Origin of the sequence: Butyrivibrio sp. FCS006, from assembly GCF_000424525.1 — a bacterium.
Lineage (GTDB): Bacteria > Bacillota > Clostridia > Lachnospirales > Lachnospiraceae > Butyrivibrio.
This window is the reverse complement of record NZ_AUKB01000008.1, coordinates 674,626-699,733: the sequence shown is the minus strand read 5'-3', so window position 1 is coordinate 699,733 and position 25,108 is coordinate 674,626. Positions and strand designations below refer to the sequence as shown.

The window sequence follows — 25,108 nt, the reverse complement described above, 5'->3', positions numbered from 1 at the left end:
GGGCTTGAAATGAAGAAGAAAACCGGAATTATTTTGGCAGTTGTTCTTTTGCTTGCAGCAGCGATCTGCGCTCTTGTTGTCGTGAAGATGAGACCGTCAGGAAGCGCAAATCCTTCAAGGCGCGATGATGCGCAGCTCGCCGGAGCTGTTACGGATGAAGATCTGTCGGCAGTTACGGGAGATGAAGTGACGCCGGCTGCTACACAGACGCCAAAGGATAATACCGGTGGGCTTACAGAGAGCATCGTTGAACAGGATGCCAATAAACCCCTTAGCGATGACGTTGAGACAGTCAGAGAGATCAGCCTCAACGAAGCTGTTGTCATGGGCGAAGGTGATATAGGTACTTTCTACAGCGATGAAGAGTATAAGGATGTTGTTCCGGTTGACATCAGCTCTTTTTCCGCATCAGACATTCCGTCCAAATATGATTCAAGAGATGTAGATGGCAAGAGATATGTAACTCCGGTCAAGGACCAGGGCTATTCTTATCTGTGCTGGAGCTTTGCAGCCATGGGCGCCTGCGAGAGCGATATATTAAAGCATCATGAGGATATCGGCTACGAGGATATCAACCTTTCCGAGAAGCATCTTGCCTATTACAATATGCATGAAGCAACAGGCTCGCTGGACGGCGGGATTGATAGCGACTACCGAGAGTTTGTAAATGACGTGGGAGAGGCAGATGCCTTTGTCGTTGATGCAGATACCGGATATCTTGCCTGCGGCGGTGTTACCAATTTCGTTATAAGCATTCTGAGCGCCTGGAAGGGCCCTGTTGACGATAAAGATGCAGACTCCTTTAAGAGCCTGTACGGAAGCTATTATCTCTTTACCGATAACACGGATAAGCCTTCGGATGCGTACGGCGGAGATTATCATGTGCAGAGCGTGCTTCAGATGCCGTCAAACATTAACAACAACACTCTGATCAAGCAGATGATAATGGAACACGGCGCAGCAACTGTCGGTGTTTGCGCAGATGGCAAGTTCTTCAAAGATCACAGCAGCAATCTCTATTCAACCTTTGGTGGTGAGACTCCGCTGACAGCTGATCATGAGGTTCTGATCATCGGATGGGACGACGATTACAGCGCATCAAACTTTAAGTATACGCCTGAGGGAGATGGCGCCTGGCTATGCAGAAACAGCTGGGGAGAGGGCTCCGGACAGAAAGGCTGCTTTTATCTTTCATATTATGACGAGACCACAGCTATAAGTAATGCTGCTTCCTATGATGTGGCTCTTAAGAGCGATGATAACTGGTATGACAATAACTATCAGGTTGCCGGATTTATTACAAATGCAGTAAGTACGCTAGATGATTCACTTAATACAGCTAAGGCTTATTCGGCAGCATCAAACCCTTACGGAATGATGTACAAGGCTCATTCTGATGAAGAGCTTAAGGCAATAGGCATTATGGCCTTCGACCTGTATCAGCAGTATGAGATAAGCGTTTATCTTAATCCGGAATTTACGGATGAGGGAGTTTCTTTTGCAGGAAAAGAGCCTGAGACTACCCAGAAGGTATCGGCGATAAGCGGAGGATATCACTCCTTTGAACTTGAAAAGCCAGTTTCTCTTAAGGCGGGGGATGAGTTCTTTATCCTGATAAAGCCAAATACCAAGGGAAGGCTGGTATTCGAGAAGGCCGGAGAGATAATGAGCGACCCATGTTATGATGAGTGGAATAACCTGACCGGTAACATTCATAACACCTATGCAGCCAGTGGAAGAAGCTACTATATTTCAGATGATGGAAACTACATGGTAAGTCAGGATGACAAGGACTTCTTTGTTAAGGCCTACACCAATAACAAGTAAATAAAGACACTAAAAAAGAAGACTTAGGGAGAGTCTTCTTTTTTAATGGTTTCACAAGATTTTTTTGGGAGGAGGGCAGTTTAATGGGGAGTTAAACTGCCCAGGTATGAAAAAAGTTTTGTTGGGGGAGTGAGAATTTTGTTCTCACAATATATATCGGTGAACTTAGTTTAATCTTTATAGTTGATTTTAAATAAATATAAACGATATTACGAACATGAATTTGTGCATATTGTAGGAACAAACGTTTGAAATATGTCAAAAAGTATGTTATATTGTGTTTAGAATAAAGAAAGGCACAAGATATATGAACAAGAACGAGAAAGAATTGGAACAGATCAGCACAACAGACAAATTAAAGGCACTCAAAGCTCTTAAGGATGCCGGCCTTCGCGTTGAGATGAGCGGAAGCGGAGTACCTACTGTTGTATGCGTTTCACCACTTGATATTGATAAAGAAATCAAGAATGTTAAGAAGATTCTTAAAGAACTTCGCTACAACGGAAGCTTCGGCGTAAGAGGACCAAGAAAGTCAGACCAGATCTCCACTGAAGATGTTTCCGAGAAGAAGGAAGAGGGCGAAGCAATCCCCGCATAACGAACTTTCCAATAAAAAAGGCACCTGTTAAACAGGTGCCATGATTTTGGGAGGAGGGGTCGATTAGTGGGGAGCCAATCGACCCGGTATGAAAAAAGTTTTGTTGGGGGAGTCAGAAGTTTGTTACTTCTGATATGTTAATATCTTACTTGCTAAATTTGGACAAATTATGGACGATTTATAAAGAAAACATAAAGTAATTCGAAATAATAAATAATTGTCTAACGATATATAGTATAATTTATAATATAACTATAGTACATCATCGATTGCGAGGGGATTTGTATGGACAGGTTTTCTGCAAGAGACATGGGATTTTCGCTAAGTCAGATATCTTCGGGAGATTGCGCTGCTGCAGCTGCAAGAGCTGCTGCTGCGGATCTTATCTTTAAGATCAACAATGAAAATGTAACGATAAATCATTCACATGGTGCTTCAAGGACCTATATGTTGCAGCGCGTAGATGATAAGTGTGACAATGACCAGTCTGAGTATGTGGCCCTGATGGAGGGAGGAATGGCTCCCGATATCAGAGAAAGAGCCAACATTCATGTATGTGTTTCCAGAATCAAAGATATAAATGAAACTGCAGATAACTCTCATATAGACCTTCGCTATCCAAATCTCTTTTTACGAGGCGGAGAAGGCATTGGAACTTCAGCTGTAGATATGAACGGAATAAAGAAAGGCCAGCCTCTTATCGAGAAGGAGTGCAGAGCACTGATATTTGACGCAGTTGCTGATGTGTGCGAGGCTTCAGATGGCTATCAGCTTCTGATGATAACGGTATCCTGTCCTGAAGGAATGATGATCGCTGCCAAACAGGCGATGGGACAGAGTGCATTTACCGGCGGAATAACCATCATGGGCAGCTATGGACGCATTCCTCCGATCCAAATGAGGGAGATTTCCAATTCCATCGATGAGCAGATCCGTTTCCAGACGAGGCAGGGCATCAGATCAATTTTAGTAAGTCCCGGAAGATACTGCGCAGACAAGATAAATCAAAGCCTGCATGTTGACCTCAAGACCAGTATTTTCTGCTATAACTTCCCAGGAGAAGCAATTGATGAAGCGGTTGCTGAGGGAGTACAGAACTTCCTTCTTGTAGGAAATGCAGGCAAGCTGGTTAAACTCGCAGCCGGAATTATGAACACCAATTCATCCGCTTCGGATGCAAGGAGAGAGATTTTTGCAGCGCATGTAGCCCTTGTTGGCGGAACTTCCACTCAAGCCAAGACTTTGATGGGCTGTGTAACTGTCGATGAGATGTTATCTCTTTTGGATAAATGGGGACTTCGAGACATGGTTATGCAGAGCATAATGGTTCAGATAGAAAACAGCGTCAGAAGAAGGTGCCGTGGCAAGATGCAGTTTGGAGTTGCACTGTTTTCCGAACAATTCGGGCTCTTGGGTCAGACCTCAGATACAAGAAATGTCCTTATGAAAGTTTCTCAGGAACAATATGCATTGTCACTTAAGATGAAATAAGATATTCTATTATTATATAAATTAGTTAAATATTCTGCATAGGTTAGGAGATGACAGCTAATGAAAAACATCCTGTTTGTTGCTTCAGAAGGAGTACCTTTTATTAAGACAGGCGGACTTGCCGACGTTGTGGGATCACTTCCCAAGAACATCGACAAGAGATACTTTGATGTAAGGGTTATTTTGCCTTTATATAAGTGCATCAATCAGCAGATGAAGGATAAGATGGAGTACGTATCCAACTTCTACATGGATTTCCATTGGAAGAACGAGTATGTAGGAATCTTTAAGGCTGAGGTTGACGGCATAAAGTATTACTTCATCGATAATGAGTTCTATTTCAATGGCATGAAGCCTTATTGTGATGATGTTATCTTTGAGATTGAGAAGTTCGCTTACTTCTCAAAGGCTGCGCTGTCAATTCTTCCGGCAATTGATTTCAGACCAGACATCATTCACTGTCACGACTGGCAGACAGGCCTTATCCCTGTTTATCTCAAGGAGAGATTCCAGGGCAGTGAGTTCTACAGAGGAATCAAGGCCATCATGACCATCCACAACCTGAAGTTCCAGGGCAAGTGGGATATCAAGAAGGTTCAGGAGATCACAGGGCTTCCGGATTACTACTTCACACCGGATAAACTGGGACTTTACAAGGATGCCAACCTCCTTAAGGGCGGTATCGTATATGCAGATGCCATCACAACAGTTAGTAAGGCTTATGCTGAGGAGATCAAGACCGAGTTCTACGGCGAAGAGCTTGACGGACTGTTAAGAGCAAGGGCTAATGACCTTCGAGGCATTGTCAACGGTATTGACTACGATGAGTTCAATCCTGAGACAGACCAGTATATACCTTACAAGTACAATGCGATCAACTTCCGTAAGGAGAAGGTTAAGAATAAACGTGCTCTTCAGAAAGAGCTTGGCCTTAAGGAAGATGACAAGATGATGATGATCGGTATCGTTTCAAGACTTACCGACCAGAAGGGATTTGACCTCATCAACTACGTTCTCGATGAGCTCTGCCAGGATGCGATTCAGCTGGTAGTTCTTGGAACAGGTTCTGAGCAGTACGAGAATTCCTTCAGACACTTTGACTGGAAATACAACGACAAGGTTTCTGCCAATATCTACTATTCAGAGCCTATGTCACACAAGATATATGCAGCATCTGATGTGTTCCTGATGCCTTCACTCTTTGAGCCCTGCGGACTTTCACAGCTCATGGCTCTCAGATACGGAACTATTCCGATCGTAAGACAGACCGGTGGTCTTATCGATACCGTTGAGCCTTACAACAAGTTTGAGGGAACAGGAACAGGCTTCGGCTTCCTTAACTACAACGCTCATGAGATGCTTGGAACCATCCGTGAAGCTGAGCATGTTTACTATGATCAGAAGCGCGAGTGGAATAAGATGATCGACAGAGCGATGGCTGTGGATTTCTCATGGAAAGTTTCCGCAGAAAAATATCAGGAGATGTACGACTGGCTAAGGCCATAACAGTTTTTCTAAATGGATAGTAACAAGACAAGCGAAAACTCTAAAAAAGGACTATTTGTACAGGCCGGGATTCTTGCTATTGCAGGCGTGATATCAAGAATTATCGGCCTGCTTTACAGAAGCCCACTCACAGCTGTTATCGGAGATGAAGGTAACGGATATTACTCGACGGCTTATAATTTTTATAGCATCGTCCTTCTTATTTCTTCTTATAGTATTCCGTCAGCTATTTCCAAGATCCTTTCAGGCAAACTGGCAGTAAAAGAATATAGAAACGCCCATAAGATATTCAGGGCAGCTCTGGTCTATGTTTCAATCGTAGGCCTTTTAGGCGCACTGATTCTTTTCTTTGGCGCAGACTTCCTTGTTGTGGGACGAAGTGCGACTGTCCTTAGGTTCTTTGCACCCACAATTTTCTTCTTTGGATTCTTAGGTGTTCTTAGAGGCTATTTCCAGGCTCACAGAACCATGGTGCCAACATCAATTTCCCAGCTGGTGGAGCAGGTCTTTAACGCTATAGTAAGTATTACCGGCGCTGTTATACTGACCGGAATGGTGGGCGAAGGCGACCCATCTAAAAGAGCTGTCTACGGAGCTATAGGTAGTGCCCTGGGAACAGGTTCCGGAGTTTTGGTTGCGCTGATCTTCATGTTTATTGTCTATAAGTTCAACAGCAGCAATATACATAGAAGAATTGAGAGCGATGAGAGCGAAGATATGGGCTATGGTCAGGCTTTCTTGTTGATTCTGATGGTCGTTACGCCTTTTATCCTGAGCACTTTTATTTATAATGTATCCACAACGCTGAACTCAACCTTCTTTACAAGAATTCTTATAAATGTAAAGGGAATGGAAGAGAGCACTGTGGCCTATCAGTACGGAATCTTTTCCAGTAAGGCCATGGTCATCACAAACCTTCCGATTGCTCTTGCAAGCGCAGCTGCAGCTGCCATGATTCCCGAGATATCTGCGACTCTTGCTAAGGATGGCATGGATGAGGCGGCCAAAACTGTAGCGAGGGTCAACAGAGTTATTCTGATGATCTCTATTCCTTGCGCTGTAGGACTATTTGCACTGGCTAAACCTGTCATGATGATACTGTTCCCACAGAAGGCTTCTCTTGATGAGGCGTCGATGCTTCTGATGTTCCTTGCAATAACTGTTGTATTCTATTCGCTTTCAACTGTGACTAATGCCGTTCTGCAGGGAATTGGCAAGGTGTATATTCCTGTAATAAATGCCGGTATATCACTGATTGTTCAGGCGGCTTTACTTGTTCTATTACTTCTATATACAAATCTGAATGATATAGCTCTTTGTATCGTGACAATTACATATTCACTGATGATGTGCGTTCTCAATAACTTCTTTATGAAGAGAAGCCTGGATGTTGCTACAGATATTAAAAAGACCTTTGTACTTCCGGCATTTTCTGCAATAGTTATGGGTGCTGTAGCTTACGGAATTCATTTTGTGTTTATGCTATTGCTCGGACATCTTGAAAGAGGAGAATATTTTATTAATCTTATTGCAACAATGGTCGCAGTTGTAGCTGCTGTGGTGGTTTATTTTACTGTTTTGATCAAGAGCGGAGGTGCTTCAGAGGAGGATATCAAGCGTTTTCCGAAAGGCGCAAGTATAGCAAGAATACTAAAGAAATTTAAAATATTATAGTTTCTTTATACTTTTGAAAAAAATACAAAAAAATTACAAAAAAAATATAAATTATGATGGACATTATGATTGATATAATATTACAATAAGGTGTGAAAAAAATTCATAAAAATTTCACATCTTATTTTTTTCTTATGTAGGAGGAGGATTGTATGTTGAAGAAATGCAATAGAATTTTGGCTTTTCTTCTGGCTCTGGTTCTTGTAATCACAACTTTTAAAAGTGATTTCAACGGCTTAAGAGTATTTGCCGGTGAAGAAGATGCAATCACCGTTGATGCTCCGGAGACAGATGAAGTTGGAGAAAAGAAAGAGGAAGAGAAAGAAGAGACGGAGCTTCCACCAATCTTTGTCAAAACTGATGAAGTCCCGGTAGAATCGGTTGTTCCAGTAACTGTTTTGACAGCTGATGAAGTTAAGCCTGCTGAGACTATTTTTAATGATCCTGATGCTGTAAAGGACAATACTAAGGATGGCCAGGGCGAAGAAGGCACTGTTAAAGATGAAAAGGCTGATGCAGATAATGCTGATAAAAAGCCTGTTGAAGGTGAAACTAGTCAGGCAGTGAATGCAGAAAACGATTCAGCAAATATGTTTGAGGCTACTATTAAGTTTTCATATGTCGATGCCAATGGCGAAACAAATAAAGAAGTCAAAACTGTTTCCTGGGATGCTGATGAAGATGGTGAAAAATATGATTACACTTTACCTTCATTTAATGAAATCTTTAAAAACGTAAGTTTTGAAGATCAGACCTTTGACGGATGGGAAGATGAAAATAACCAATCTCTGGAAGTATTGACTTTAAATAATGCTGATTACAGAGAAGTTACTGCTACTTGGAAAAAGGCTGAAGAATCTAACGAAGAAGGATTCGATGTAGAAGAAAATAAGGTTGATATAGACGTATTTGTAAGGAATAGTACAAATGACGTTACAGAAAAAGAATTTAAAAAGCTTTTAGGTCTGGAAGAAGCTAACGAAGGCCAGTATGCTATTGGTAGCGCAAGCATTTCTGAGGAATTTGTTAAGGCTGAAGCTTCTGATAACGATACTGTCAAAGGTATTTTTACAGAACTCAATACAGACGGTCTTAATGCAAATGCAAATAATACTGTTGCTGATAATGTCGATAAGCTGACTTTTGATTATATTATTGTGAATACTGAGGAAGCAGGATATCAGCTTGTTATTAATATCTCTGATATTGATACGAAGACAGTTACTTTTATAGCTCGTTATTTTGAAAATAAAGATAGCGAATTTATAGAAAGAACTATTGGAGAAATTAAGTATTTACCAGGAAATGATGTTCACGCTTCTGACTCAAATGCTCTGATCGCATATAAGAAGACTTTTAAAGGTGTAGTATATGCGGTAAATGCTATATTCACATTAAATGGTGAGGATGCTGAAGACTACGTCGGATTTAGTAATATACAAGAAGACAAGACTGTATATGTTAAGTATCTGCCATTAAATCTGGAAGGAGATATTGTTGATGCATATTTCTTCCTGTTAAAGCGTGGAGAGACACTTATATTTACTGAAGATGACCCATTAGGCGAGGATCATCAGCCTGACAATGGTTATTTCCCTGAAGGTTCAGGCTACTGGGCAGGTTATGCAAAGAATATTGATTCAGAAGAACTTGCTGATAAGATAACATATCCAAAGCCTGATGATTACGATTACAAGGCTATTTTTGATTGGTATAACGGTATTAACCAGAGCGAAATCGGTTTTGGATTTAAATCGGGAACAACTTCAAGAATTCAGGAACACCTTGATGCTGATTATAATGCTTATCTTGATGCTGATGATGAGCGTTTCACTTTGGATGATATTAGATGGTATGTCTATAAGAGTGAAAGAGCAGCCGCAGTTGCGAATCATATTGATGGATATGTTACCGCTTATGTAACTTATGATTCAAACTACTTCGATACTAAGGATGAAGATCAGACAAGAATTAAAGATGCAAAGATAAAGGTTGATGATAAAACTGCAGTCAAAGACAACATGTTTACATCATACCCTTATGAATTCATCGGATGGAATACAGAAAGAGATGGTTCCGGAACAGCATATTCAGCTACAGATGAAATTGTAGTTAATAAAAAAATTGTTCTTTACGCGCAGTGGAAGAAAGCAAAGAAGTACAAGATAAAGATTCAGGTTGATGCTGATGGCAAGCAATTAGATGTTGTAGAAAAATACAGTGGTATATATTTTACAAATGATCTTAATGTAAATGTTAAAGCTGAAATGCTTGGACATGATGTCGACCAGAATAATACAAATGGCGTCTTTTTCAGAAAGGCAGTTTCTGACTTTGTAAATAAGGTTCTTAGTCTTGGAACACTGGTTGTATATGCTGCTGATGAAGATGCAGATAATAACAAGAGAGTTGTAGACCCTGTGACTGAGCTCATCGATGGGTTGGATGTAACTGTTGAAGGACTTTATACTACCGGTGGAAAGGGCTTGGATGTAGGTAATTATCCTGTAGATCTTCATTATGATGAGCTTAAAATTACTACCAAGGTAGATGGTAGTGATGTTGACGTCAAGGATTTATTCGAAGTAGAAGTTGAGCTGAAAAATGGTGAAGAAACTAAGACCATTTCTATTACAGAAGCTGAAATGAAAGAAACCACCAAGATTGCTAATCTTGAGATTGTTAAGAGAAATGTTGTTCTTACATCAGGCAGCGATAGTAAGGTTTACGACGGAACTCCTCTTACAAAGGATGGCGTAAGCGTTTCAGGTGATGGATGGGCAAATGGAAAAGAAAGAGGTCAGGAAGGCGCTACATATAACGTAACCGGATCTCAGACGGCAGTTGGTAGCAGCAGTAATCCGTTTACTTACACTCTTAAGAGTGAGAATACTTTTGCCGGTAACTATAACATCACAACTAATTTTGGAACACTTACTGTTACACCGCCTAGAAGTGATGATAATCCTCCGCCAGATGATCCGCCTACAATAACACCTCCTACAGAGGGTCAGGTTCTTGGTGCAACAAGACCGGTTGACGGAGCAGCAGTCCTTGGTGCAAGAAGAGGACGTACAGAAGATTCTACCAATACTTTTGGAAGAATAATTACAATTATCGTAGCAGCTGCTATCGGCTTCACAATGGTATTCATTAAAAGAAAGACAAAAGAAGAATAAGCCTACTACATAAAAGAAAGACGTCTGGCCGCTTTGGCGGTCAGGCGTCTTAGTTTTAGTATTAATCACTGATTAGTTTGAGTGATGATATATCAGGTGAAATCGCCATGGAGTAATTGGTGTAATAAACAACGAATCCCGGTTTTGCACCATTTGGTTTTTTCACATCTTTTCTTTGAAGATAGTCTATTTCTACTTTTTCCTGATTTTTTCCTTTAGAATAAAAGCCTGCAAGAGCAGCCGCTTCTTCAAAAGCTCTGTCTGGAACTTCTTTACCACCGGTTAAAAGAACTACATGTGATCCGGGAATCTTTTTAGCATGGAACCACCAGTCGCCTCCGTTTGCTGTCTTAAATGTAAGTTCATCGTTTTGAATGTTATTCTTTCCTACATAAATATCAAAGCCATCGCTGGAGAGGTAGTGGAAAGGAGCACTCTTTACCTTGTCATTCCGTCCTTTTTTACCTGATACATGGGATTTAATATATCCGCTTTCTGCAAGTTCCTGCCTTATCTGAGCCAGGTCAGTTTCTTTCTGAGCTATATCAAGAGAAGTAGCAATAGACTCGAGCTGTTCAATTGCTTCAGCTACTTCTTTCATCTGTTCTTCCAGGGCTTCCTGAGTCCTTTTTAGCTTGGTGTATTTATCGAAATACTTCTTGGCATTCTGATTAGGTGTAAGAGTAGGATCAAGCGGAATTGTGATATCTTCACCTGTGTTATAGTCATTAACAGTGATTGATTTGTCACCTTCTTTAGCACTGTAACCATAGGTGTTTAGAAGTTCTCCGTAGACCCTGTATTTATCTTTTTTCTCAGAATCTGCCATCTGTTTTGACTGAAGATCGTATTTACGGACGTTGCGTTCAAGTGCAGTCTGAACAATTTTTCTAAGGTCAACTGATTTCTGACGGATTCTTGTGAAGGTGTTCTTTTCAGCGTAGTATTGTTCAATAAGTGAAGAGATGGAATCAAATTCTTTTACCTGCCATGAACTATCGGATTCAGAAAGTTCTTTTCCGAAACCATAAAGTGTAAGAGGTATGGAAGAATATTCCTTGGGAGCATTGCTATCATAGTAAATTGCAGGATTATAGTTGCCTGTTTTGATACATTCAACAATATCTCCAAAGTGTCTATAAATAGATGTTGATTCCTTCATGTCTAAAGCAATGGCTGATTTATCAGCGTCAATTCCGGCCCTAAAGCAAATTTCCTGAGCGATAATAGGAGATATTCCGGTATAACTGGAATAGATTGCCTTAAAGACAGGCATTCCTTTGCTAAGAACAAGGGAAGAGAATTCATCAGCCGTGGTTGCGAGCGGATTAGCTTTCTCTTGAGAAGGGATAAAATAAGTCCTTCCGGGGAGAACCTCTCTTACAGAACTTACAGATGCCGGAATATGCTTAATAGAGTCGATTATTACGTCATTTTCATCAGTAAAGATAATATTACTGTATTTGCCCATAATCTCGATTATGAGAGTTTTATGGCGTAAATCGCCCATTTCGTCTAAATGCTCTACCTCAAAGCGGATGACTCTCTCAAGACCGCCGGGCTGTGTTATAGATATGATCCTTCCGTTTTGTATATGCTTTCTTAGGAGCATGCAGAAGTTGGGTGCAGTCATAGGAGATGCTTTTGTTTCATCCGTAAGATAAACAAGTGGAAGAGTGGCATCTGCTGAAAGCACCAGCTTTGTCTGCTTGATCCCGAATTTATCTGCTGCTTCAAAAGAGAGTTTCACAGTGATAAAAAGCTCATCACTTTCTGTCTGAGCTATCTTGTATATACGTCCTCCGACGAGCAGGTCGGAGAAATCCTTTGTAAGGTTTGCGATTGTAATCCCGTCAAATGCCATTTCAAATATTTCCTTTTCAAATAATAAATGCATGACTATTATACAGTAAAATAGCATATTTGGTTGAGATTTTTTGAAATTGCTGATATAGTATTTTAGTATACATTTTGGAGGATTAGCTATGGAAAACGAAAAGAAGATAATGCTCTCCGGCATTCAGCCAAGCGGAGATTTACATTTGGGTAATTACCTTGGAGCCATCAAGAACTGGGCAGACAGGGTAAATGATTTTGAGTGCTATTACTTTATGGCAGATATGCACACCATCACAGTAAGACAGGATCCCAAGGAACTCAGAAGACGTTCTCTTGAGATGCTTGCTCTTTATATTGCATGCGGACTTGATCCTGAGAAGAACACTCTTTTCCTTCAGTCACATGTTCCGGCTCATGCACAGCTTGGATGGGTTCTTGACTGCTATACAATGTTCGGCGAGCTTAGCCGAATGACTCAGTTTAAAGACAAATCCGAGAAGCACAAAGACAATATCAATGCCGGTCTTTTCACATATCCTTCTCTTATGGCTGCAGATATTCTTCTGTATCAGCCTCACTACGTACCTGTAGGAGAAGACCAGAAACAACACGTTGAGCTTACTAGAAATATTGCTGAGCGTTTCAATAACATCTATGGTGACGTATTTAGAATTCCTGAGCCTTATATTGCCAAGACAGGTGCTCGTATTTATGGCCTCACAACACCGGGATCCAAGATGAGTAAGTCAGAGCCTAACGGATGTGTATTCCTTATGGATGAGCCTGATGTTGTAATGAAGAAGTTCAAGAGAGCAGTAACAGACTCAGATACAGAGAACTGCGTTCGCTATGACAAGGAGAACAAGCCGGGCGTAGCTAACCTTATGAATATCTACTCAACCATTACAGGCAAGACCTTTGAAGAGATTGAGAAAGAGTTCGAAGGACAGGGCTATGGTGCATTTAAGCCTGCAGTAGGAGAGGCTGTGCTTGAGACACTTAATCCTATTCGTGAGGAAGCTAAGAGACTTATTGCTGATAAGGCTTATCTTGAGAGTGTATATAAAGAGGGTGCTGAGAGAGCATCTTATATTGCAAACAAGACACTTCGTAAGGTTTATAAGAAAATCGGATTTTATCAGCTCTGATTTAATATGATGATATAAAGGGAAACGCCGCTTTCAATAAAATGAAAGCGGCGTTTTTTAAAAGGATTAGGAGTTGAAATGAAAAATAGAATTACTGTATTTAAGGATTAAAGGCAGCTCTGGTATGCAGCCTTAGCACCCTCTGTGCGGATCTTCTTAAGATCAGCAATAACTGTATCTGTAAGACCATCAATCTTATTGAGGTCCTGATCCCACATCTTTTCATTGCCAAGGACAGCCTTTACAAGGTCTTCCTCAGAATCATTCTTGTGGTCATAGAAGAACTCAAGTGCCCATCTGTCATCGTTGACAGTGTAGGTGTTTCCGGCAGATCTCTTGCATACAAGTCCTGCATCTGTAAGTTCCTGAACATCATTTGAATAGAAAGCTATATATGCTGCCAGTGACATTGTAAGGCAAACAGGGAGCTTGCCGTTCTTATCAATATACTGAAGGAATGAAGGCATGTTTCTTGCCTTCCACTTACTTGTTGAGTTAAGTGAGATTGACATAAGCTCGTGGTTTACAAAAGGATTGTTGAATCTGTCCTTAACAGCAGCTGCGAACTGATTGAGGTCATTCTCATCAAGGTGATCAACGAGAGTAGGGATAACTTCTTCATTGAGCATCTTGTTCATGAAGCCTGCAACAGCATCATCCTGCATGCAGTCACGAACAATATCAAATCCTGCAAGATAGGCTCCGAGTACAAATCCTGTGTGAGCACCGTTGAGGATACGAACCTTACGATGCTTATATGGCATTACATCAGGAACAACATGTACATTTACACCGGCTTTCTTGAAAGGAAGTCTGTCCTCAAGACCTTCAGGTCCTTCGATGATCCATACTCCAAAGATCTCACCAACATCGATGAGCTCGTCGTGATATCCATTCTCAGCTTCAAGCTTCTCAACTTCCTTAGGATCACGGATCCTTCCGGGAACAATTCTGTCTACAAGAGTAGAGCAGAAGATGTTTTCATTATTTACCCAGTTCTTAAACTCATCCTCAAGTTTCCACTGGTCGATGTATTGATTGACACACTTTAAAAGCTCTTTTCCGTTATTATCTATAAGCTCGCAGGAGAGAACAACGATGCCCTTCTTGCCTGCCTTAAATCTTCTGTAAAGTACCTGAGTGAGCTTTCCGGGGAAGCTGGCTGCAGGCTGATCATCAAAATTGCAAGATGAATCATAAGCGATACCTGCCTCGGTTGTATTGGAAGCAATGATATCAAGGTCGTCGCTTTCTGCAATTTCCATAATCTTATCAAAATCGCTCTTATCGTATGGATTTAAGCAGCAGTCACATGCGGAGATAACTCTCTTTGCATCAACTTTCTGACCGTTCTCACTACCTCTTAAGTAAAGGGTATAAAGACCTTCCTGCTTATTTACAAGCTCTGTAAGTCCCATTGAAATAGGCTGTACAAGAGCAACCTTACCGTTGAAACCGGCCTTCTCATTGCTGATGTCAAAGAAATAGTCAACGAAAGCACGCATAAAATTACCTTCGCCAAACTGAAGAACCCTGATAGGAGCATCCTTTAAAACGTACCCCTTGTAACCTGATTTCTCAAGTACATCATAGTTTAATAACTCCATATGAATTTACCTCCTGTAATGTAACCGCTTACAATTATTAGCGCTTAATTTCTTTTCTAAATATTGTTATATCAAATTATGTAAGCGTTTACAATAGTAAAATTTTAATAATTTTCAAATGCTTCTTTTGGCACAGTTACGGATTTCGTTGACATTGACCTTGAAATTGCGTTATATTATAATAACTTGTGTAAATTTATACCCAAAATAAGGGGGATTACTAGATATGGTCTGCAGTATGACTGGTTTTGGCAGAAGTGAAGTCACAGAAGGTCAGCGCAAGTATATTGTTGAGCTTAAGTCTGTTAACAACAGGTACCTTGATATCAATATAAAGATGCCCAAGAAGTTCAATTCTTTTGAGTCAGCTATAAGAGCTGAACTTAAGAACTTTATGAAGCGTGGCAAGGTCGATGTTTTCATTAGTTATGAGGATTTTTCAGAATCAGAATCCAGAGTAAAATATAATAAGGCTATCGCTGAAGAGTATTTCAATTACCTGAAAGAAATGGCGGATGATTTCGGACTTGATAATGATGTACGTATCTCAGTACTTTCAAGATTTCCGGAAGTATTTACTATGGAAGAAGAGGAACTTGACGAAGAAGAGGTCTGGAGCGGAATCAAGAAGGCTCTTGATGAGGCAGGCAAGCAGTTCTTAGAGTCAAGGACAAGAGAGGGCGAGTTCCTTTCCAAGGATTTAAATGCCAAGCTTGATGGTATGTTTGAGAATGTAGAATATATCACCGAGAGATCGCCTGAGATCATAACAGAGTACAAGGCTAAACTCAGAGAGAAGATAGCAGATCTCTTAGATGACAAGCAGGTTGATGAGAACAGGCTTGCGATGGAAGTTACCATCTACGCTGACAAGGTTTGCGTTGATGAGGAACTTACAAGACTTAGAAGCCACATTCTTGCTACCAAGGAAGCTCTTTCTACAGGCGATGACAAGGACGGAATAGGCAGAAAGCTTGATTTCCTGGCGCAGGAGATGAACAGAGAAGCCAATACAATTCTTTCAAAGTCTACAGACCTTAAGATCTCAGACAGAGGAATCGCACTTAAGACTGATATTGAGAAAGTAAGGGAGCAAATACAGAACATTGAGTAATCGTAAAGGTATAATAATAGTTGTTTCAGGATTTTCCGGTGCCGGTAAGGGCACACTTATGAAGGAGCTGACCAAGAAATACGACAATTACGCGCTTTCAGTATCAGCTACAACCAGAAACCCAAGACCCGGAGAAGTTAACGGCAGAGAGTATTTCTTTGTATCAAATGAGGAATTTGAGAAGCTCATTAACGAGAACGGCCTCATAGAACACGCAGGTTACGTAGATCACTACTACGGAACTCCCAGAAAGTTTGTAGAGGATAAGCTTTCACAGGGAATAGATGTTATACTTGAAATAGAGATTCAGGGAGCTCTTCAGATAAGAGAGCAGTATCCTGACGCGGTACTTCTTTTCGTAATGCCGCCATCAGTGGCAGAACTCGAGAAGAGACTTCGAGGACGCGGAACAGAGACTGAGGAAGTAATTCTTCAGAGGCTAAAGAGAGCTAAGGAAGAGTCCGTAGGAATCGAGAAGTATGACTATCTTGTTATCAATGATGATCTTGAAAAGTGCACAGAGAGGCTTCATAGTATAATAGAAGCAGCTCACGGAGCACCATCAAGAAATCTTGATTTTATAGAAACCATCAGAGATGAGCTTAACAGGTTATAAACCTTTAGCTTGTATATGCGGTTATTATCGCAGGAAAGGAATAAAATGATACACCCTTCTTATGTAGATCTTATGAACGTAGTAAACAAGGAAGTTGAAGAGGGCGAGCAGCCTGTAATCAATTCCAGATATTCAGTAGTTATGGCTACTGCAAAGAGAGCAAGACAGATCATTGCCGGTGACGAGCCAATGGTTAAGGTTAAGGACAAGCAGAAGCCTCTTTCAATTGCAGTAGACGAGATGAACCAGGCACAGCTTCGTATTCTTACAGATGAGGAGAAGGCAGCACTTCTTTCAGAGAACGAAGAGACAGCCGCAGCTGAGGAGACAGCAGAGAACGAATAATATGAAAATATTTTTTGTTTCGCTAGGATGCGACAAAAACAGAGTTGATACCGAGGTAATGCTTGGAATGCTCCAGGCCCGCGGATACAGCTTTACAGATGATGAGGATGAAGCAAAAGCAGCAGTTGTAAACACCTGCTGCTTTATAAATGATGCCAAGCAGGAGAGTATCGACACTATTCTAGAGCTTTCCGAGCGCAGGAAAGATGGCAGGCTTCAGGCACTCATAGTTACAGGTTGTCTCGGCCAGAGATACCAGGATGAGATACAGAAGGAGATTCCAGAAGTAGATGCAATCCTTGGAGTTACTTCAATGGACAAGGTAGTTGATGCTATCGAAGCTACCGTCAAGAGGAACAAGCTCTTTTCCCATGAAAATTATTTCGAGGATATCGATAAGCCCGCTAAGGGCGGATATAAGAGAGTTATCACCACAGGAGGACTCTTTGATTATCTCAAGATTGCAGAAGGCTGTGATAAGCACTGCACCTACTGCATCATCCCCAAGGTAAGAGGAAGGTATCGCAGTATTCCCATGGATGAGCTTCTTATTGAGGCAAAAGACCTGGCGGAGGGCGGAGTTACTGAGCTTCTCGTTGTTGCTCAGGAGACCACCATCTACGGTACAGACCTGTACGGAAGAAAGATGCTTCCGGAGCTTTTACGAAAGCTCTGTAAGATAGAGGGCTTTAAGTGGATAAGAGTACTTTACTGTTATCCTGAAGAGATTGATGATGAACTGATAAAAGTCATGAAGGAAGAGCCCAAGATATGTCATTATCTTGACATCCCCATTCAGTCAGGGTCTGACAGGATCCTTAAGCTGATGGGAAGAAGGACGAACAGCGCCGAGATAAGAGCGCTGGTTACGCACCTTAGAGAAGAGATTCCGGACATCTGCATCAGAACTACGCTGATAAGCGGATTCCCGGGAGAGACTGCCGAGGATCACAAGCAGACAGAAGAGCTTGTAAGTGATCTTAGATTCGACAGATTAGGGGTATTTACTTACTCTCAGGAAGAGGACACACCGGCTGCCACAATGCCGGATCAGGTTACTGAGAGGGTAAAGAACACTCGCAGAAACAAACTTATGCGAATTCAACAGAAGATCGCATTTGAAGCTGCGGAGGATATGGTAGGAAAAACTGTAAGAGCAGTTGTGGAAGGCAGGATCACAGATGCTGATGATGACGATGGCCTTTCATACGTAGCAAGAACTTACAAGGATGCACCGGATATCGATGGATATCTTTTTATAACAGGAGTGCAGAGGGAGCTGATGACAGGGGATTATGTTGATGTCCTTATTACCGGCTCGAACGAATATGATTTGATAGGAGAGCTGAAAGATGAATTTACCAAATAAGTTAACTGTAGCAAGAGTAATTCTTATTCCGTTTTTTGTGTTTTTCCTTTTAAACGATTCTATGAACCCTAACTTTAAGTGGGTTGCGCTCGCAATCTTCATTGTTGCGAGCCTTACTGACCTTCTTGACGGCAAGATTGCCAGAAAGTACAACCTTGTAACAGATTTTGGAAAATTCATGGATCCCTTAGCTGATAAGCTACTTGTTTGCAGCGCAATGATCGGCCTTATTGAACTTGGCAGGATCGAGGCGTGGATCGTAATCGTGATCATTGCAAGAGAGTTCATTATCAGCGGATTCAGACTTATTGCAGCAGATAACGGAAGAGTTATCGCAGCAAGCTATTGGGGAAAATTTAAGACTACATTCCAGATGTTCATGGTAATTCTTATGATTGCCAATATCGGAATGACACCATTTCCGCTTATAACACAGATCATCAAGTGGATAGCTCTTGTCCTGACTATCGTTTCACTTGTGGACTACCTTATCAAGAATAAGGACGTAATGAGCGGTCCCTTTTAAGCGATTTTAGGAGTATTAATGAGTAGTAAAGAAGTAAAAGAAGAAGTTAAGATCAGATACGACGAATCAGGTCTTGACGAGAGAATTATCAGAGCAGTCACCGAGATGGGATTCGAGTACATGTCACCCATTCAGGCAGCTGCAATCCCTGTGATGATGGAGGGAGTAGACATCATCGGTCAGGCCCAGACCGGAACGGGCAAGACAGCTGCATTTGGAATACCTCTTCTTCAGAAAGTAGATCCGGACAACAAGCACCTTCAGGCAGTGGTTTTATGTCCTACAAGAGAGCTTGCGATGCAGGCAGCTGACGATATCAGAGATTTTGCCAAGTTTATGTCGGGAGTTAAAGTTCTTCCGGTATATGGCGGACAGGATATTTCAAGACAGATAAAGGCACTTTCTGCAGGCGTTCAGATAGTAGTCGGAACCCCGGGACGTGTCATGGATCATATGAGAAGGCATACCATGAAGATGAAGGATGTCAGAGTTCTCGTGCTTGATGAAGCTGACGAGATGCTCGACATGGGCTTTAGAGATGACATTGAGACCATCCTTCAGGGAATGCCAGAGGAGCGCCAGACAGCTCTTTTCTCAGCAACAATGCCCAAGCCCATCCTCGAGATCACCAAGAAGTATCAGAAAGAGGATGCAAGGTTCATCAAGATGACTCCCAAGGAAATAACCGTGGCGGCCATCGAACAGGCATATTACAGAGTTCCTCAGAAGATGAAGGAAGAGGTGCTCACAAGGCTCATGGATTACTATAATCCTGCAAGAAGCCTTATTTTCTGCAACACCAAGAGAATGGTAGACCAGCTCTCTGAGAGCCTTAAGGGCAAGGGATATCTGTGTGACGGGCTCCACGGAGATCTTTCTCAGAACCAGCGCGATACCGTAATGAATCTCTTTAGAAGTGGCAGGATCAACATCCTCATTGCTACAGATGTAGCTGCTAGAGGAATTGATGTAAGCGGAGTTGAGGCTGTATTTAACTTCGATATTCCCGAGGATATTGAGTATTACGTTCACAGAATCGGACGTACCGGAAGAGCAGGTAAGAGCGGAAAGAGCTTTACCCTCGTCGGCGGCAGAGAGATGTACAAGCTTCGCGAGATTGAGAAGATCTGCCACACAACCATCGAGGAGAGACGAGTTCCAGGTGCAAAAGAGATAACAAGGGCCAAGTCTCAAAAGGTCTTTGCCGAAGTTATCGATATCATTGAGAATGACGACATCACTCAGGTTCTTGAGTATGTAAAGAGCAAGGTTGATGAGGGCGAGTACACAGCTGAGCAGCTGGCAGCCGGATTCATGAAGCTCAAGATGGGCGCTGACATTAAGGATATAGTTCTTTTTGAAAAGAGAGAATCCAAGCGCGACAGATACAGAAGAACCGGTGAAAGACTAAAAAGGCGCGAGGATGAGGGCGGAAGGCGCGAAAGATCTGATGATGAAAAGAGATCTTCGCGTGGCAGACGTTCCGATAAGAAGGACAGATTTGAGAAGACTGAAAAGAGGTTCGAGAAGAAGTCCGATAAGAAGAGCATTTCCGGAAGACCTTCAAGAAAATCAGAGAAGAGACCTGAGAGAGTAGTTGAGAAAAAGCCTGAGAACAAGCTGGATATTGGCGATCTTAACGAACTCAAGGATATTTACAAAAAGAAAGAGAGCAGGTCAGCTGATAAAACTCGCAAGCCTTCAAACGACAGACCTGCAAGAAAGCGTTCATCAGATGCATTCGAAAATGTAGGACGTATCAACATCAAGGGCGAAGGCTCAACCAAGGCCTGGTATGTAGGACAGGACGAAGACACCATGAACCTGTCAAAGTCCAAAAAGAAGTCTGTAAAAGCTCAGAACAAAAAGAGGAGCCTTGATTATCTTCAGGATATGAGCGATCTTGTAATGGAGAGCTTCGGAAAAAGGAAGAACAGGGAGAGCGGGGATAAGAAATGACAAAAACTGGGGGTCGTAATCTAAACCGTGTAAGAGCTAAAGTCTTTAATATGGTCAGTACCGGCGTTGTTGATCAGCCAATCAACAAACTTTACGACATCCTGAGTATTATTGCCCTGATACTCAATCTTTTTGCGGCTTTCGCAATAACATTTGATTATATGGAGGAGCACTATAAAGGGCTCCTCCTTGCTATTGAAGCAGTAACGACATTTTTCTTTGCTATTGATTACGTGCTTCGTCTTTTTACAGCAAAAGAGCTGTATCCAAAACTTTCAGAAAAAGATTCGGTAATAAAATATATCTTTTCCTTTGCAGGTCTGGTAGATCTTTTATCTTTCCTGCCATATTACCTGCCTGTATTCTTCCCTGCAGGAACCACTGTGTTCAGGCTCTTTAGAGTGGCAAGAATACTAAGGCTCTTTAGGATCAACTCCTATTATGACCAGCTGAATGTTATCACAGAAGTCCTTTCATCCAAGAAGCAGCAGCTTACAGCATCAGTATTTATCATTCTGATCCTTATGATGGCTTCCAGTCTTTGCATGTATAGCGTTGAGCACGATGCTCAGCCGGAGGTGTTCCAGAATGCTTTCTCGGGAATCTGGTGGTCTGTATCTACGCTTCTGACGGTTGGATATGGTGATATTTATCCGGTAACAATAGCAGGTAAGATGCTGGGAATACTCATAAGCTTTTTAGGCGTTGGAATGGTAGCTATCCCTACCGGTATCATAAGTGCCGGATTCGTCGAGCAGTATCAGAAGCTTAAGGCAGTAGGACAGTTCGCAGAGGAAGAGAATATTCACTTTATCAGGATCAAGCTTGGCGAAGAGGATTCATGGAATGGAAAAAGAATCTCTGAGATCGGTTTTCCTAAGGACATGATAGTTGTTTCCATCCAGAGAGAGAATGATACCATAATTCCAAGAGGAGATGTTGTCCTTAGGGTAGGAGACGTCGTTGCACTCTGTGCCGAGAAGGCAAAAGACCTCCAGCCTATTGAGCTTAGAGAGATCACAATAAATGAAGGCCATTCCTGGAATGGCGTTGCCATAAAAGATCTGGATATTTCAAGGCAGAGTCACATCTTCCTTATCAGGAGAAACGGAGAGGCAATCATTCCTCGCGGCAGTGTTGTCATAAATGCCGGAGATGTTATTCTTTTACAGGATAAGTATAAGAGAGTGATAATCTAAATTGTGACAAATATGTCACGTGGTAGCGATAATTATTTGAGGTAGAACCGTGAGTGAGAATATTTTAAAGGACTTACAGGATATAGAATTAAAGAAGAAAATTTTAAAAGATACAGAGCTCTTTGTGCTTGACATGGATGGCACTTTTTATTTAGGTGATGAGATCCTTGACGGAGCTCTTGATTTCCTTGAATCTGTTAAAAGAGCCGGTAAGAAATATATCTTTTTTACAAACAACTCATCAGTGTCATCAGAGAACTATATTGAGAAACTAAAAAAGATGAACTGTCACATTTCAAGGGACATGATCATGACCAGCGGAGATGTGATGATCAGATTTATAAAGTCCAGGTACTCTGACAAGAGTGTATACCTGCTTGGAACACCTGAACTGGAAAAGAGCTTTAGAGAGGCAGGAATAAATCTCTTTGAATCAGAGCGAGATGAAAAGGCAGCCATGAGCCATGCAATCTGTGAGAGCATACCGGACATCGTGGTAGTAGCCTTTGATAAGACTCTTAATTATGAGAAGCTCTCAAATGCCTGCGTTTATATTATGAAGGGCGCAAAGTTCCTGGCAACACACCTAGATATAAACTGCCCTGTGAAAGAAGGTTTTATTCCTGACTGCGGAGCTATGTGCGCTGCAATCGAGCTTTCAACTAAGGTGAGTCCTAAGTTTGTCGGCAAGCCATTTAAAGAGACTGTAGATATGGTGGTTGACGCGACAGGAGTAGATGCTTCCAGGATTTCTTTTGTCGGAGACCGTATATACACTGATGTTGCCACAGGCGTTAATAATGGGGCAATGGGAGTGCTGGTTCTGACCGGTGAGTGCAAGCTTGAAGAAGTGCCGGATTCTGAGGTTAAACCCACTGTTATATTTGACTCGATCAAGGAGATGGGAGAACTCCTTGATTAAAGCAAACAAATGTTCTATAATGTTCTTTAGAAAATCAGTTAGTGGGGGAAATTGCTGTGATAGCTTATGTTAACGGCATTTTAGAGAGTATTGAAGAAGGGCTTGCCATAGTCGATGTGGGCGGAGTCGGGATGAATGTATTTATCTCAGGTTCAACAATGGACAGAATGCCAGGCATCGGCGAGGCTGTCAAGCTCTATACATATACCTCGGTAAAAGAGGATTCTTTTACTCTATACGGATTTCTATCAAGGGATGAGCTCTCCTTATTCAAGATGCTCATCTCCGTCAACGGAATAGGCCCCAAGGGAGGTCTTTCCATTCTGTCGGTCATGACACCGGATGATCTCAGATTTGCAATAATGGCGGGAGATGCAGGAACTATCTCCAAGGCTCCGGGAGTCGGCAAGAAGACTGCCGAGAGGATAACTCTTGAACTTCGCGACAAGATCAAGGCTACGGAGGATGATATGCTTCGCAGCTCATCTGCCGTTACACTTGATGATCTTACAGGTGAGGCTTCATCAGCAAGAGATGAGGCAGTTGCTGCACTTGTAGCACTTGGCTACAACTCATCCGATGCAATGAAGGCTGTCAGGAAAGTTCTTGCTGAGAATGATTCTGCATCCGGTGATACTGAGATGCTGCTTAAACTCGCGCTTAAGGAGATGTTCTGATGGAGAAGCGTAAGATTGTAACCACTGCCAGAGGGATGGATGCGGAATTTAGTCCTGAAGATGTCAAGATTGAAGGTTCCCTTCGTCCCAAGACTTTAGATAACTACATAGGACAGAAGAAGATAAAAGAGAGCCTTAAGATTTACATCGAGGCTGCCAAGGGAAGAGGCGAGAGCCTTGATCACCTGCTTTTCTACGGACCTCCCGGACTTGGTAAGACTACACTTGCCAGCATTATTGCCAATGAAATGGGAGTTGGCATTAAGATCACATCAGGTCCTGCTATTGAGAAGCCCGGAGATATGGCTGCTATCCTCAATAATCTTAAAGAAGGTGATGTTCTCTTTGTAGATGAGATCCACAGACTTAACAGGCAGGTAGAGGAAGTTCTTTATCCTGCCATGGAGGATTTCTGCATAGATATCATGATAGGCAAGGGACCTACAGCCAGATCTATAAGGCTTGATCTGCCTCATTTTACGCTTATAGGTGCAACCACCAGAGCCGGAATGCTTTCAGCGCCCTTAAGAGACAGATTTGGAATGATCCACAGAATGGAGTATTACGATATCGAGGAGCTCTGCAGCATTATCCTTCAGTCCGCAAGAGTACTTGATGTTGAGGTTGATAACGCAGGCGCTATCGAGATGGCCAGAAGGAGCCGTGGAACTCCGCGTCTTGCCAACAGAGTGCTTAAGAGAGTAAGAGACTTTGCTCAGGTGAGGTTTGATGGCAAGATCACAGAGGATGTTGCAATAACAGCTCTTGATCTCATGGATGTCGACAAGATGGGACTTGATCACACTGACAGAAATCTGCTCCTGACGATGATAAACAAGTTCTCCGGAGGACCTGTCGGCCTTGATACTCTGGCAGCTGCCATAGGAGAGGATCCAGGTACTATTGAAGATGTTTACGAGCCATTTCTTATCAAAAACGGGTTCCTGAACAGAACACCCAGAGGAAGAGTGGTAACAGAAGCTGCATATCATCATTTAGGGCTTGAAATGCCGAGTGATGCTGACATATAATTGAAATGATATTATGACTTTGAAGTCATGATGTAAATCATTTTACGTACAGTATGAGGGAGAGATAATGGCATCCAAGACAGATACCGAAGTATTGATCGGGGGCAAGGTTTTTACATTAAGCGGATATGAGAGTGAGGAATACCTTCAGAAGGTAGCTTCTTATATCAACAATAAGATTGCTGAATACAACAAGATCGACGGCTTTAAGAGACAGCCCATCGATACTCAGAATGTGCTTCTTCAGCTCAATATCGCTGACGACTACTTTAAGTCCAAGAAGCAGATAGAGCTTATGGAAGAGCAGCTCTCCGAGAAGGAGAAAGAGCTCTATGACCTCAAGCATGAGCTTATCGCAACTCAGATCAAGCTTGAGAACACTGAGAAGAATAGCAAGAACCTTCAGACCAAGCTCGATGATTCATCCAAGAAGATCATTCAGCTTGAAGCTCAGGTGAAGGGTAACAAGAAGTAAGGATGT

Annotated in this window: 20 protein-coding genes; 18 read left to right on the top strand and 2 right to left on the bottom strand. The window is 42.0% G+C overall.

All coding sequences use genetic code 11. From position 1 onward, the window contains the following. The first annotated feature begins 9 nt into the window (after window positions 1-9). The 6 genes from G633_RS0103015 (at window position 10) to G633_RS0102990 (ending at window position 10,275) form a co-directional block, all read left to right on the top strand. Complete coding sequence (locus G633_RS0103015) at window positions 10-1,827, top strand: C1 family peptidase (protein WP_026519027.1); 1,818 nt, start codon at window positions 10-12, stop codon at window positions 1,825-1,827. Between the two features lie 307 nt (window positions 1,828-2,134). Beyond that, entirely contained in the window at window positions 2,135-2,425 is a 291-nt protein-coding gene (locus G633_RS0103010; RefSeq protein ID WP_026519026.1) for a hypothetical protein, read from the top strand. A gap of 285 nt (window positions 2,426-2,710) precedes the next feature. After that, window positions 2,711-3,916 (top strand): cobalt-precorrin-5B (C(1))-methyltransferase CbiD, encoded by a 1,206-nt coding sequence (gene cbiD / locus G633_RS0103005; RefSeq protein WP_026519025.1) that lies wholly within the window; start codon window positions 2,711-2,713, stop codon window positions 3,914-3,916. 60 nt (window positions 3,917-3,976) lie between these two features. Then, entirely contained in the window at window positions 3,977-5,422 is a 1,446-nt protein-coding gene (glgA, locus tag G633_RS0103000; RefSeq protein ID WP_022766997.1) for a glycogen synthase GlgA, read from the top strand. Window positions 5,423-5,434: 12 nt separating this feature from the next. Next, on the top strand, window positions 5,435-7,096 hold the full coding sequence (locus G633_RS0102995) for a putative polysaccharide biosynthesis protein (RefSeq protein ID WP_026519024.1): 1,662 nt from the start codon (window positions 5,435-5,437) through the stop codon (window positions 7,094-7,096). 152 nt (window positions 7,097-7,248) lie between these two features. Next, a complete protein-coding gene (locus G633_RS0102990) occupies window positions 7,249-10,275 on the top strand; it encodes an InlB B-repeat-containing protein (RefSeq protein WP_026519023.1) in 3,027 nt (1,008 codons plus the stop codon). Window positions 10,276-10,336: 61 nt separating this feature from the next. On the opposite strand, the gene G633_RS0102985 is transcribed toward G633_RS0102990, so the two are convergent. Continuing rightward, entirely contained in the window at window positions 10,337-12,139 is a 1,803-nt protein-coding gene (locus G633_RS0102985; RefSeq protein ID WP_026519022.1) for an Rqc2 family fibronectin-binding protein, read from the bottom strand. A 121-nt stretch (window positions 12,140-12,260) separates the two neighbouring features. On the opposite strand from G633_RS0102985, the gene trpS reads away from it, so the two are divergent. Next, entirely contained in the window at window positions 12,261-13,262 is a 1,002-nt protein-coding gene (gene trpS / locus G633_RS0102980; protein ID WP_022765591.1) for a tryptophan--tRNA ligase, read from the top strand. A gap of 107 nt (window positions 13,263-13,369) precedes the next feature. On the opposite strand, the gene G633_RS0102975 is transcribed toward trpS, so the two are convergent. Then, window positions 13,370-14,869 carry a tagaturonate reductase gene (locus G633_RS0102975; RefSeq protein WP_026519021.1) on the bottom strand — a complete coding sequence of 500 codons (1,500 nt, stop codon included), beginning with the start codon at window positions 14,867-14,869 and terminating at the stop codon, window positions 13,370-13,372. A gap of 226 nt (window positions 14,870-15,095) precedes the next feature. Between G633_RS0102975 and G633_RS0102970 the strand changes: the two genes are divergently transcribed. From G633_RS0102970 to zapA, 11 genes are all read left to right on the top strand, one after another. Further along, window positions 15,096-15,983, top strand: coding sequence for a YicC/YloC family endoribonuclease (locus G633_RS0102970; protein WP_022767002.1), 888 nt, complete (start codon window positions 15,096-15,098; stop codon window positions 15,981-15,983). After that, on the top strand, window positions 15,976-16,599 hold the full coding sequence (gene gmk / locus G633_RS0102965) for a guanylate kinase (RefSeq protein WP_026519020.1): 624 nt from the start codon (window positions 15,976-15,978) through the stop codon (window positions 16,597-16,599). The genes G633_RS0102970 and gmk overlap by 8 nt, the downstream gene beginning before the upstream one ends. 45 nt (window positions 16,600-16,644) lie before the next feature. Then, on the top strand, window positions 16,645-16,944 hold the full coding sequence (gene rpoZ, locus G633_RS0102960; RefSeq protein WP_022767004.1) for a DNA-directed RNA polymerase subunit omega: 300 nt from the start codon (window positions 16,645-16,647) through the stop codon (window positions 16,942-16,944). Window position 16,945: 1 nt separating this feature from the next. Then, window positions 16,946-18,313 carry a 30S ribosomal protein S12 methylthiotransferase RimO gene (gene rimO / locus G633_RS0102955; protein ID WP_026519019.1) on the top strand — a complete coding sequence of 456 codons (1,368 nt, stop codon included), beginning with the start codon at window positions 16,946-16,948 and terminating at the stop codon, window positions 18,311-18,313. Continuing rightward, window positions 18,297-18,839: a CDP-diacylglycerol--glycerol-3-phosphate 3-phosphatidyltransferase gene (pgsA, locus tag G633_RS0102950; RefSeq protein ID WP_022767006.1), complete on the top strand. Its 543-nt coding sequence runs from the start codon at window positions 18,297-18,299 to the stop codon at window positions 18,837-18,839. The genes rimO and pgsA overlap by 17 nt, the downstream gene beginning before the upstream one ends. 18 nt (window positions 18,840-18,857) lie before the next feature. Continuing rightward, complete coding sequence (locus tag G633_RS17190) at window positions 18,858-20,798, top strand: DEAD/DEAH box helicase (protein ID WP_081664666.1); 1,941 nt, start codon at window positions 18,858-18,860, stop codon at window positions 20,796-20,798. Next, window positions 20,795-21,997 carry an ion transporter gene (locus G633_RS20425; protein ID WP_026519018.1) on the top strand — a complete coding sequence of 401 codons (1,203 nt, stop codon included), beginning with the start codon at window positions 20,795-20,797 and terminating at the stop codon, window positions 21,995-21,997. The genes G633_RS17190 and G633_RS20425 overlap by 4 nt, the downstream gene beginning before the upstream one ends. Before the next feature lie 49 nt (window positions 21,998-22,046). Next, a complete protein-coding gene (locus G633_RS0102935; RefSeq protein WP_330363321.1) occupies window positions 22,047-22,919 on the top strand; it encodes an HAD-IIA family hydrolase in 873 nt (290 codons plus the stop codon). Window positions 22,920-22,975: 56 nt separating this feature from the next. Next, the gene (gene ruvA / locus G633_RS0102930; protein WP_022767010.1) at window positions 22,976-23,596 is read left to right on the top strand and encodes a Holliday junction branch migration protein RuvA; all 621 of its coding nucleotides are present in this window, start codon (window positions 22,976-22,978) and stop codon (window positions 23,594-23,596) included. Continuing rightward, complete coding sequence (ruvB, locus tag G633_RS0102925; RefSeq protein ID WP_026519016.1) at window positions 23,596-24,627, top strand: Holliday junction branch migration DNA helicase RuvB; 1,032 nt, start codon at window positions 23,596-23,598, stop codon at window positions 24,625-24,627. The genes ruvA and ruvB overlap by 1 nt, the downstream gene beginning before the upstream one ends. Window positions 24,628-24,691: 64 nt before the next feature. After that, window positions 24,692-25,102 (top strand): cell division protein ZapA, encoded by a 411-nt coding sequence (gene zapA / locus G633_RS0102920; protein WP_026519015.1) that lies wholly within the window; start codon window positions 24,692-24,694, stop codon window positions 25,100-25,102. The last annotated feature ends 6 nt before the right edge of the window (window positions 25,103-25,108 follow it).